The organism is Blautia caecimuris, assembly GCF_024622975.1.
Taxonomy (GTDB): Bacteria; Bacillota; Clostridia; order Lachnospirales; family Lachnospiraceae; genus Blautia_A; species Blautia_A caecimuris.
On record NZ_JANJZT010000057.1, the window covers coordinates 1 to 10,367 of the forward strand.

Annotated in this window: 13 protein-coding genes and 1 pseudogene; 12 read left to right on the top strand and 2 right to left on the bottom strand. The window is 38.9% G+C overall.

The genetic code is table 11. The features are described 5' to 3' along the window. Positions 1-109 precede the first annotated feature (109 nt). The 12 genes and pseudogenes from NSA57_RS18665 to NSA57_RS18720 all read left to right on the top strand — a co-directional run bounded on the left by NSA57_RS18665 (position 110) and on the right by NSA57_RS18720 (position 8,442). Positions 110-724: a Type 1 glutamine amidotransferase-like domain-containing protein gene (locus tag NSA57_RS18665; RefSeq protein WP_257465756.1), complete on the top strand. Its 615-nt coding sequence runs from the start codon at positions 110-112 to the stop codon at positions 722-724. A 112-nt stretch (positions 725-836) separates the two neighbouring features. Beyond that, complete coding sequence (locus tag NSA57_RS19855; RefSeq protein ID WP_162209488.1) at positions 837-1,385, top strand: DUF3795 domain-containing protein; 549 nt, start codon at positions 837-839, stop codon at positions 1,383-1,385. 22 nt (positions 1,386-1,407) lie between these two features. Further along, the gene (locus NSA57_RS18675; RefSeq protein WP_257465757.1) at positions 1,408-1,872 is read left to right on the top strand and encodes a VOC family protein; all 465 of its coding nucleotides are present in this window, start codon (positions 1,408-1,410) and stop codon (positions 1,870-1,872) included. Positions 1,873-1,900: 28 nt separating this feature from the next. Further along, positions 1,901-2,309: pseudogene (locus NSA57_RS18680) on the top strand (pyridoxamine 5'-phosphate oxidase family protein). 111 nt (positions 2,310-2,420) lie between these two features. Beyond that, positions 2,421-2,987 carry a GNAT family N-acetyltransferase gene (locus NSA57_RS18685; RefSeq protein ID WP_150837362.1) on the top strand — a complete coding sequence of 189 codons (567 nt, stop codon included), beginning with the start codon at positions 2,421-2,423 and terminating at the stop codon, positions 2,985-2,987. Between the two features lie 496 nt (positions 2,988-3,483). Then, on the top strand, positions 3,484-4,455 hold the full coding sequence (locus NSA57_RS18690; RefSeq protein WP_257465758.1) for an ABC transporter ATP-binding protein: 972 nt from the start codon (positions 3,484-3,486) through the stop codon (positions 4,453-4,455). 3 nt (positions 4,456-4,458) lie between these two features. Continuing rightward, on the top strand, positions 4,459-5,253 hold the full coding sequence (locus NSA57_RS18695) for an ABC transporter permease (RefSeq protein ID WP_162209486.1): 795 nt from the start codon (positions 4,459-4,461) through the stop codon (positions 5,251-5,253). Beyond that, positions 5,250-6,041 carry an ABC-2 family transporter protein gene (locus tag NSA57_RS18700; protein WP_115624797.1) on the top strand — a complete coding sequence of 264 codons (792 nt, stop codon included), beginning with the start codon at positions 5,250-5,252 and terminating at the stop codon, positions 6,039-6,041. The genes NSA57_RS18695 and NSA57_RS18700 overlap by 4 nt, the downstream gene beginning before the upstream one ends. Before the next feature lie 29 nt (positions 6,042-6,070). Beyond that, complete coding sequence (locus tag NSA57_RS18705; protein WP_174717647.1) at positions 6,071-6,310, top strand: hypothetical protein; 240 nt, start codon at positions 6,071-6,073, stop codon at positions 6,308-6,310. A 215-nt stretch (positions 6,311-6,525) separates the two neighbouring features. Further along, positions 6,526-6,720: a hypothetical protein gene (locus NSA57_RS18710; RefSeq protein WP_257465759.1), complete on the top strand. Its 195-nt coding sequence runs from the start codon at positions 6,526-6,528 to the stop codon at positions 6,718-6,720. Between the two features lie 86 nt (positions 6,721-6,806). Then, complete coding sequence (locus tag NSA57_RS18715) at positions 6,807-7,070, top strand: helix-turn-helix domain-containing protein (RefSeq protein ID WP_150837359.1); 264 nt, start codon at positions 6,807-6,809, stop codon at positions 7,068-7,070. A 340-nt stretch (positions 7,071-7,410) separates the two neighbouring features. Further along, positions 7,411-8,442: a YdcF family protein gene (locus NSA57_RS18720; protein ID WP_162209484.1), complete on the top strand. Its 1,032-nt coding sequence runs from the start codon at positions 7,411-7,413 to the stop codon at positions 8,440-8,442. A 146-nt stretch (positions 8,443-8,588) separates the two neighbouring features. Here NSA57_RS18720 and NSA57_RS18725 read toward each other — a convergent pair whose 3' ends face one another. Both NSA57_RS18725 and NSA57_RS18730 read right to left on the bottom strand, forming a co-directional pair. Next, a complete protein-coding gene (locus tag NSA57_RS18725; RefSeq protein ID WP_257465760.1) occupies positions 8,589-9,962 on the bottom strand; it encodes a sensor histidine kinase in 1,374 nt (457 codons plus the stop codon). Continuing rightward, positions 9,959-10,315 (bottom strand): winged helix-turn-helix domain-containing protein, encoded by a 357-nt coding sequence (locus NSA57_RS18730; RefSeq protein ID WP_257465761.1) that lies wholly within the window; start codon positions 10,313-10,315, stop codon positions 9,959-9,961. Before NSA57_RS18730 ends, NSA57_RS18725 begins: the two co-directional genes overlap by 4 nt. Between the last annotated feature and the right edge of the window lie 52 nt (positions 10,316-10,367).

The window sequence follows — 10,367 nt, forward strand, 5'->3', positions numbered from 1 at the left end:
CCACTGTTTTGTTATAGAAAACAGAAAATCGCTATGCCACAGCCTTGGCAGGCCATCGCGTAGCGATTTTGTTCAATCGGAATTTATGTAATCAGAGGTGAGAAAGTTAATGAGAACACTTTTTTTAAGTTCAAGTGGTTTGAATGAAAGTACTACTAAGTTATTTTGGGAATGCATCGGCAAAGAACCTCAAAATACAAAAGTGATTTTTGTTCCATCTGCTGCAATTGAAAATGATGCCGCAAGAGAAGGTATTGTAATATGCTTGGAGCGACTTATGAGTATGGGTATACCTATAAGTAATATCTTTTTATATGATTTAGCACTTCTGCTCTCCGACGGATACAAAAGGACATATTCAAGTTATGTTGATGATATACCCACACAGATTCGATTAATGAATGTTGAAGAACTTTCTCAATATGACACAATTGTTTTTTGCGGTGGCAATGCCTCAGTGCTTCTGAACGAAGTAAACAGAACAGGGTTTTCAAAACCTTTAAAACAGGCAATAGAGAATGGGTTGGTATATCTGGGGATTAGTGCAGGAAGTATGATTGCCGCAGGAAACTTTGCTGATGGATTAGGCTATTTAACAAATCCGCTGATACCACACGTTGAAATAGGAAATCCTTGCGGGGAAATAACTAATAACGATTCGATAAAATTGTCTGATGGGCAAATTGTATGGATTCAGGGAGAACGTCAGGAAATTATTTGCTAACTTCGAATTTGAGAGGGAATTGAATATGAATAAGGAATGGTTGAACTTAATAAAACAATTTGTGTAGATTTTTAGTCTGCCAGATTAAAATTTGAGATTTGAGGTACAGCGTATGAAAGGTTTCCATAGGGACAATCAGCTATTTTCTCTTTGTGGTTTGAACTGCGGATTATGTCCTATGCACTTAAATAAATATTGTCCCGGCTGCGGTGGCGGAGAGGGGAATCAATCCTGCAAAATTGCAAAGTGTAGTTTAGAACATGATGGTGTGGAATATTGTTTTCGGTGCAGAGAGTACCCCTGTGAGAAGTATGAGCATATAGATGAATTTGATTCATTCATTACACACAGTAACCGAAAAGCTGATTTGAAAAAAGCAAGAGAGATAGGAATCGAAGCATACAATGCGGAGCAGACAGAAAAGACAGAATTATTGAATTTACTGTTAGCCAACTATAACGATGGCAGGAAAAAGACTCTTTTTTGTGTGGCGGTCAATCTTTTGGAATTGCAGGAAATAAATGAGATACTTTTGCAAATCAAGGGTAATTCGGAACTGGAAAGATTGACACTCAAAGAAAAAAGTTCTTATGCTGCGGGGGTGTTTCAAAACGCAGCAAAGCGAAAGAATATTGAACTAAAGCTCCGGAAGAAAAAATAATCTCTAAGAAAGGAAAACTTACATGAAATACAATTGTACGGTTATATCGGTAGCAGACATCAACGCTGCAAGAAAGTTTTATGAGGATTTATTCGGATTGGAAGTATTTCAGGATTATGGAAGAAATATAGCTTTTACCTGCGGTTTAGCTTTACAGCAGGACTTTGACTGGCTTGTTCATTTACCAAAAGAAAGCATATTAAGAAAATCTAACAATGTGGAATTATGTTTTGAGGAACAGGACTTTGACAGTTTCTTACATAAACTAAAAAAATATCCGAATATTGAGTGTTTGGGTGAGGTAATTGAACACAGTTGGGGGCAACGTGTCATTCGATTTTATGATTTGGACGGACATATCATAGAAGTTGGAGAAAATATGAAAATGGTTATAAAGCGTTTCCTTGCTTCTGGTATGACCATAGATGAAGTGTCTGTAAAAATGGATGTTTCTTTTGAAGATTTAACGAAGCTGCAAAACAGTTAAATGAAAAGTTGCAAAGGAGAACGAATTAATGAAAAAAATGAGCCGAGAAGCTAAAAAAATAATGATGGAACGTTTTGGAAAAGACACTGTTATTGCGTTGGCAACCATTGAAAAGGAGGTGCCTTATGTGCGATATGTAAATGCCTACTATGAGAACGGTGCATTTTATATTATTACATATGCACTTTCAAATAAAATCAAACATATAGAAAACAATCCTGCTGTTGCAATAGCTGGTGAGTGGTTTACGGCACATGGAAAGGGCAGCAATTTGGGCTATTTTGGAAAAAAAGAGAATTGTATGATTGCTGAAAAATGTCTTTGCTGAATGGATTGATAACGGACATAACAATTTTGATGATGAAAATACGATAATTCTATGTGTAGAATTAACAGATGGACTGTTACTCTCACATGGGACAAGATATGAGTTTTAGCTTTTCCAGCTTGTAGAATTGGAAAAATTTCAGGAGCAGTATTTCCAGTCAGAACTAAGGATGCTGCCATAGATAGAGATGAAAAGACGAAATTTACGGAGGAGGATCAGAATGGTGGATGTTTATAAAAATTGTCCTGAATATGAGAATGAGGACTATCTTGTGAGAATGGTTTGCCAAGAGGATAGAATGGATTTATTAAAGGTTTATTCTGATAAAAGGGCTGTCCCCTTTTTTAATAGTGATAATTGTGGCGGAGATGATTTCTATTATACAACGGAAAGCAGAATGGAACAGGCGATTGATTACTGGCTTTTCGAGTACAATAGAGAAGGATTTGTGAGGTGGACAATTGTGTCAAAAGCAACTGATGAAGCAATTGGAACAATAGAGCTTTTCCACAGAGACGCCGATGATTATTTTACAAACTGCGGTTTGCTCAGGCTGGACATTCGCAGTGATTATGAAATGACAAGCGAGATTATAAAAATATTAAGATTGATAATGGAACCTGCATATAGCCTGTTTCATTGTGATAAGATCGCTACGAAAGCGCTTCCCTCTGCGGCAGAACGTATTGTGGCGTTGAAAAATTTAGGATTTATACGCTCAGAGGAAAAGCTGATAGGGCATGATGGAACAAAGTATGATTCCTATTTTGTATTGAGGAAAAATTAGCGCCTCTCCAAATCTGGATAAAAAATATGTATCCAGGCTAAAATGCTTGACATTGACAAAGTTATAAGCTAATATAAGACCATATTTCAAGAAAGAGCAGGTATGTGGATGTTAATTGTTTCTGTAATGACAAAGGACAACTAAATTTTATAAGAGGGTAAGCACGGAATAGAGTGCTTTATTTGTGTTACCCTTTTTGGCATTATTGAATGCCGGTTGTTTCTGCCTTACAGAATACTGCATACACCGGGAATAATTGTCTTATTATGATGGATAAGAAAGCGGGAAAAGTATGACTGTGGTGTCATGCTTTTTTATTTCTGCGAGCAAATGGGCTGCATTTTTTAGGTCATTGCTGCTTTCCTTTTATGGGGATGTTTTGCTTTTTTCATCATCTTAAGATATATACATCTGTGGTTTCAGTCTATGTAATGATAGGCAGAAACCACATTTTTTTATGTTTTTTCATTGAATATTTAAACTGGAGGTTTTCAAGATGAAGATAATTGAGACAGAGAATTTAACGAAAAAGTATAAGCGGTATAAAAAGCAGGAGGGTCTGGCCGGAAGTATTAAGGGCCTGTTTCACAGGAAATATGAAGAAAAAATTGCGGTAGATGATTTTGATATTCATGTAAATGAGGGTGAGTTTGTAGGCCTGATCGGGCCGAACGGAGCGGGTAAAACGACCCTGGTGAAGATGTTGACCGGGATTATTGCGCCGACAAGCGGCAGGATACAGGTGATGGGATTTTATCCGAATAAATTGGAAAAAGCATTTAAGCAGCAGTATGCGGTGGTTATGGGTCAAAAGAGCCAGCTGTTTTTTGAACTGACAACGGAGGACACGTTGCGGCTGTTTAAAGAAATATACGGTATCCCGGAAGACGAGTATAAAAGAAACAAGGATTTTTTTGTGGATCTGTTTCAGGTGCAGGAACTGATGAATGTACAGGTAAGAACGCTATCGTTGGGAGAAAGGATGAAGATGGAACTGATCGTTGCATTGCTTCATAATCCGAAAATATTGTTTCTGGATGAACCGACCATTGGACTGGATGCTGTGGCAGGTAAGCAGATCCGGACTTTCTTAAAAGATGTGAATGAGTCAAGAGGAACTACCATTTTGCTTACCTCGCATTATATGGAGGATATTAAGGTATTGTGTAAACGCTCCATAGTCGTGAATCACGGCAGAAAAATATATGACGGCGGTACGGATATGTTATTTGAAAATTATCAAAAGAGTAAGAAAATGACGATATACTTTGAACACAGTGTAGAGCCTGATGTGCCGGATGATTGCAGAGTATTGGAAAAAGCGAATGACAAACTGGTACTTGAAATACCAAAACAGAACGCAGAAAAAGTTCTGGAATCTTATATCGGTCATTATCCGATCCGGGATATTGGAATTGAGGAAGAAGAAATAGGCTCAGTCGTGGAGCGTATCTATAAGGAGGTATAGGACATGAAGAAATATTTAGAAATTGCCAAGGCATACATGAAAGCACAGCTGATCTGGAGGTCGGATACCTTAGTAGACGTGATTCTGGCGGTGGCGAAGATACTGTTTGCATGGATCTTATGGAGTATTCTGTTTGAGGGTAAAGAGCAGATCGCGGGCTTGGGATTTCAGGCCATGATTTCTTACTATATCATAAGCTCCTATTTATTCCAGTTGGAAAAATCTGCGGAGATCAGCCGGCAGATGACCGGTATGCTGAGAAATGGTACCTTTTCAAAATATATGGTGATACCGGTACAGACACAGGGGTATTTTGTGGCGATGGAAGCAGGGAAGATTGCGTTTTCTGCGGGCATTGGTTTTTTAGCAACGTTTCTGTGGTTTTATTTGTTCCGGATTCCATTTGTGCATACAGCCAATATAAAGATCCTGTTATGCGGAAGTATCATGGTTGTTTTAGGACTGTTGTTTATGGCGCTGCTCAATTACTTTCTTGGGATTTTGACCTTGAAATTTGAGGAGATCAGCATCTTTCTCATGATAAAAGATAACCTTTCCGCATTTGTGACCGGGGCGGTGATTCCCCTTGCTCTTTTACCGGAATGGATGACAGCAGGCATGAAATTTCTGCCTTTCTATTATGTCACATATCTTCCCAGTATGCTGTTTATAGGGAAATGTGAGGAGGAAGCAGTCACAGGCTTAATCGTCTTAAGTGTGTGGTGCATGGTCTTTCTTGTTTTAAATCAGGTAACTTATGAACATGATCGAATCAAATATGATGGAGCAGGAATATGAAACATAATTTAAAATTTATATCAGAACTGATCAAATTCAGATTATCCCATATCATGACATTTCGGTTGGGATTCTTTGCGCCGTTTTTCATTAATACCAGTTATTTTCTGGTTCAACTTTTCGCTTTCGAGGCAATTTACGGACATGTGGACAGTATCCGTGGATGGGGGCATGGGGAAATCCTTATTTTTATTGGAACATTTTCCCTGATTGATGCCCTGAACATGACCATTTGCTTTTTTGGGGTAATATCCTTACCAGACAAAATACAGACAGGAGAATTGGATCTATATCTGACCAAACCAGTGAATCCATTATTGCGGATCACCTTTGAAAAAGTAGATCCGGGCGCCATACCGCTTCTGATCTTCAGTGCCTGTATCGTTGGATATGGGGTGAGAGAAAGCGGCGTGAATCTTTCGTATGCGAATATCATTGGATATTTGTTTCTGGTTTTGCTAATGACCATACTGTACTACGATATGGAGCTTCTGATACGGTGCTTTGCCTTTTTTGTGTTCTATGTAGATAACCTGATGAAAATAGAGAATACGGCTGTGGATTTGTGTCTGAAAATACCGGGGATCGCTTTTTATGGAATCTATAAGTTTATTTTTTACTGTGTATTGCCGTACGGAATCATTGCGACGCTGCCAACGCAGGCAGTAACAGGGGCATTGTCGGCAAAAGGATTCCTTTTCGGGGTGGCGATCGTGTGCATTTTTACGTTTTTTGCCTTGTCTTTTTGGACATATGGCGTACACAGATATGAAAGCGCAAGCAGCTAATCAGTTTTTGGGAAAGAGGTATAGATATTATGGAAGAATATAGAAATGCCCGATTGGGAACGTATTTAGTGAAGGGATTGACCAAAGAATTACTGACACGAAATATTATTCCATTCTATTCTGCTTCTATAACGAATATTGGTTCGCAGATGGTAGCAAATAGATGTGACTATATACCATTCTGGGTTGATACATTTGGAACCATTCTTGATGGGAGTTCAGTATACAATGATATGATGAAAGGTTTGTCATCGGAACTTATAGAATGACAACTTCCGGTTGATAGAGGGAGCAACAGACAAAATGTTTGTTGCTTTTCTTTTTTTTGATGGGAATGTAAAATAAAACTATCATCATATGATGCGTTTGAAAAACTTATCAATATAGACCTAGAAAGTTATCTTTCATGACAACGAATAATAAGAAATCTATGGTAACATCCTACCCGTAGTGGTAAATTGTTCTACAGGAAAGGGTGCGAAACATGGAAAATGAAGTATACGAAAAGGACTATGGAGAAAAATTCCGGGAGAGAAGCGATAAGGCAAAGGGAAAGGATTTTCTGCACACTTTGATGGATGTTGGATTTTTTCAGGCGTATAAAGAAGAAATGGACAAAATCCCAAAGCGTGTGGTTCCCAAGGAAAAAGCAGATTATGAATACCTACTTGGGGAGTGAGAGCATCTGTCAGCAAAGACTGGCGGGTGCTTTTTTCGCACAGATATGGTATGCTGTAAGCAGTATATCAACTTGGAGGTACAGGCATGGAAGAACAGCAGAATTCATTGACTTATGAAATTATCAAAGCAGCTGTTGCCGGGGAGAAATGGGCAACAGAAAAGATTATGGCATATTACGATGATTATATGACAGAGCTTGCCACAGTGGAAGAGAAGCAGTCGGACGGCAGTGTAAAGAGTTACGTGGATGAGGATTTGAAGCAAGAGATAGCGTTGAAACTGCTGGAGGAGATACCGAACTTTCCGCTGGAGGAAGCGGAGAGGATTGCAGGAGGGGAGACTGATTAGAGAAAGATCGAATCTACGAGGCATTCTGGAAAGAGATCCAGGGCATTGCGGGTTGCAGACGCTCAGAGAATCTGGAGTTCAGTGGGGTTTGAGGTCTGATTATGGGGTCAATTCTTTTATAATAAACTGTTTTGAGGATATAGTATAAACTGGAAAACGCTAATTTGGCTATTCTGTGGCATTATTCAATGGATTATGGTAAAATTCTGCTGTCCGGGATTGAATAGCAACTGAAAGACCAAACAGATGTTAACAATGATAATAGCTGTAAATCTCATTGAAGTCATTATATAAGTCTTTCAGTTTGTATAGAAAATGTTCGTTTTTATAGGAGGCATCTATGTGGCAATTTACATTTTTTATATTTTTCATATTATTTTGTATATTTGCAGGAATAATGGCACGTGAACCCAGAACGTTATGGAGCGGGGTTTCTTTTTTCTTCATGATGATATGTTTGTCTATTTCCTTGTTTTTTATTCTATCTGAATATTCCAGGTGGCTGGCAGCACATGACGTGGTAATTGGAATACTGATTCTCCTGTTTGTTTTGGCGATAGGCTGTATGCTTATGTTTCCGGCAGCTTTGATCGTCATGTTTTTCATCGAGGGAATAAAAGTCATCAAACATGAAGGAGTGAAACCGTCAAATTTATTGTCGATGCTGTTCTCTATCTTGTTATATGTCTACCTGTCTGTCTGGCCGATGATTGGCAATTTAAGAAAAAATACATTAAGTACAATGCTCTATGTTATCATCAGTTTTTCGGCAGTATATGTATTATCATTGATGGCTATGTATTCACTTTCTGCAATTCTTAACCTTATTCATCTGAAAAAGAACAGAAATGCAGATTATATTGTTGTTCTGGGATCTGGAATCATTGGAAAGAAGGTCACACCGTTACTTGCGGCCCGGATTGAAAGAGGAATGGAATTGCTGTATTCCAATCCTAATGCTGTATTGATTATGTCCGGTGGGCAGGGACCTGGAGAGGATATTCCAGAGAGCGTGGCTATGGCTGCATATGCAGTAGGTAAAGGTGTAGATGCAGAGCGTATCATAATGGAACAAAAATCTGTATCAACAGAAGAAAATTTACTGTTTTCAAGGAAATTGATGGATAAAGAGGCTCCTAAAATTGTTATCGTCACAACGGCTTATCATGTGTTCAGAGCATTAATTCTGGCAAAACAGCAAGGGTTAAAGTGTGTTGGATTTGGGGCAAAAACGAAATGGTATTTTACGCTAAATGCTTTAATACGTGAGTTTGTTGGATATCTACGTTTGACATGGAAAAAACATGCGCTGGTAATTGGCATAGTAGCCAGTATTGTCGTGGCGACTAATATCGCTGGTTGGTTGAGATAATTAATAACTGTGAAATTACAGCGATCTAAGAGAGGAATAGTTATAAAGAACCGTTAAAGTATTAGCAAGAACTCTCTAAACTTGAGGTGAAATAAAGCGTATGAAAAGCCCCAGGCGGCATTTGAAGCTGTTCTGGGGCTTTATAATTATCCTTTGAATTTATCAGGCAAGTGAATTTCAGTTTTCAGACCATGAGGTGTAATGTTTGAAAATTGGATTTCTCCATAATGTACTTTTACAATCTGTCTTACGATTTTAAGCCCCAATCCGTGTTCTGCTTCGGCTGTTTCCGTCTGGGAACTGGGAATACTGGTATCGTTATTCAGTAATGCCAGGTATGATTCCTTGATTCCGCACCCAGAGTCTGCGACACAAAACGTACAGATTCTGTTGTCCATTTTTACAGAAACGGTTATCTGACATCCACCAGGATTGTGTGTGATGCTGTTTTGTATTAGATTGTGCAGCATCCGGTTAAGCAGGAAATTGTCGCCGTATAGGAAAGTTTTTATATCTGTGTCAGTTCCAGACAGTTCTAATTCATAGCCCTCCGGAAGTCCGTTATTTAGAAATTCGCTTATCACCTGCCGGATCAGTTCAAGAGGATCAAGCGGCTTTATGCGGAAGGGCTGCATAGAGTATTCCAATTTTGTTGTTAAATTTAGATCTGCAACCAATGTACGGAGCTTTTCACTTTGTTTTCGTATGATTTCAGCCTGTCTTCTGGTTGCTGCTGGTAAGTCAGGGTTATCTTCTATTTCACTGGAATAACCTAAAATCATAGAAAGTGGCGTACGGATATCATGAGATATTCCACGAATCCATTCAGCACGCGTATTATCCTTTTTTGCCAGATAGTCACTGGCATGGTTTAATCCTGTATTGATTTCAGCAAGTTTACCTTTTTCCTCTAAGTGAAATGTTTCCCCCTGTGACAGTTTTTGGATGCCAGCCAGGATTGGCCGCATTGCAGTTTCGATTTTTCTGGTATTACGTAAAAATAAGAAAATCATAACACCGATATTGATGACCAATGCAGCCAGACAGATGAAAAGAGCAGGCCAGAAATATCTGGTTTTGAACGAGATATAGTATTGGCTGATTGTGCCCGGCTGAAATCCCACAACTAAAAGTCCATTTGGATGATTCCAGATTTTAACGGGATAGTCCTTCAGATACCATCTGCTGAACATCGCAATTTCAGATGCAGAGTATTTAAGGGGAAGTCCTTCTGGCAGACCGCTTTCCCAAATGACAGCACCTTCATCGTCAATCAGCATAGCCCAAGCATCCGTCTGTGCTAAGATGTCATTTGCTTCCGGATCAACTGCGAATGCCCCGTTCTTTTGTTCAATAAGATTTGAAAACCGTTCCATTGGAAAAACGGAGTCCTTAACACCATTCAGATAGGAAGTAAGAAAAAGGATTCCTATTAATACAATGTTGATTACAAAAAACAGCAGCAGTATTCCGATGACTGATAATATATAGTGGCGAAAGAAGCGGTCAATTGGTTTCATTTTTCCGCCCCCTTAATGTGGAGCCGGTAACCTAATCCTTTTACGGTTAAAAGGGAAACAGGTTTTGACGGATTGGCCTCGATCTTTTCCCTTAAGTGGCGTATATGTGTCACAAGGGTATTTTCATATCCCTGCCAGAATTCCCCACAGACAGTTTCGCATAGTGAACCTGTGGTTACAATCCTTCCGGAGTTTTCAAATAACTTTTCAAATAGCGTAAATTCTTTTGCAGTCAATGAAAACACTTCATCCCCACGATAAACTTCGGCCTTATCTAAATTAACGGTTGAAGCTTCCAGATATACAATACGTTCCTTTTCAGGATAGGTGTTGTTGACCTCATAAATTATCAAAATACTGATTTACTTGCCTGTCTCTGAATTGACCTGTATACTGTCATCAGCA

Bases quoted from the DNA above. Each gene is read 5' to 3' on its own strand.
- NSA57_RS18665 (WP_257465756.1), top strand. From the start codon at position 110: ATGAGAACACTTTTTTTAAGTTCAAGTGGTTTGAATGAAAGTACTACT.
- NSA57_RS19855 (WP_162209488.1), top strand. From the start codon at position 837: ATGAAAGGTTTCCATAGGGACAATCAGCTATTTTCTCTTTGTGGTTTG.
- NSA57_RS18675 (WP_257465757.1), top strand. From the start codon at position 1,408: ATGAAATACAATTGTACGGTTATATCGGTAGCAGACATCAACGCTGCA.
- NSA57_RS18685 (WP_150837362.1), top strand. From the start codon at position 2,421: ATGGTGGATGTTTATAAAAATTGTCCTGAATATGAGAATGAGGACTAT.
- NSA57_RS18690 (WP_257465758.1), top strand. From the start codon at position 3,484: ATGAAGATAATTGAGACAGAGAATTTAACGAAAAAGTATAAGCGGTAT.
- NSA57_RS18695 (WP_162209486.1), top strand. From the start codon at position 4,459: ATGAAGAAATATTTAGAAATTGCCAAGGCATACATGAAAGCACAGCTG.
- NSA57_RS18700 (WP_115624797.1), top strand. From the start codon at position 5,250: ATGAAACATAATTTAAAATTTATATCAGAACTGATCAAATTCAGATTA.
- NSA57_RS18705 (WP_174717647.1), top strand. From the start codon at position 6,071: ATGGAAGAATATAGAAATGCCCGATTGGGAACGTATTTAGTGAAGGGA.
- NSA57_RS18710 (WP_257465759.1), top strand. From the start codon at position 6,526: ATGGAAAATGAAGTATACGAAAAGGACTATGGAGAAAAATTCCGGGAG.
- NSA57_RS18715 (WP_150837359.1), top strand. From the start codon at position 6,807: ATGGAAGAACAGCAGAATTCATTGACTTATGAAATTATCAAAGCAGCT.
- NSA57_RS18720 (WP_162209484.1), top strand. From the start codon at position 7,411: ATGTGGCAATTTACATTTTTTATATTTTTCATATTATTTTGTATATTT.
- NSA57_RS18725 (WP_257465760.1), bottom strand. From the start codon at position 9,962: ATGAAACCAATTGACCGCTTCTTTCGCCACTATATATTATCAGTCATC.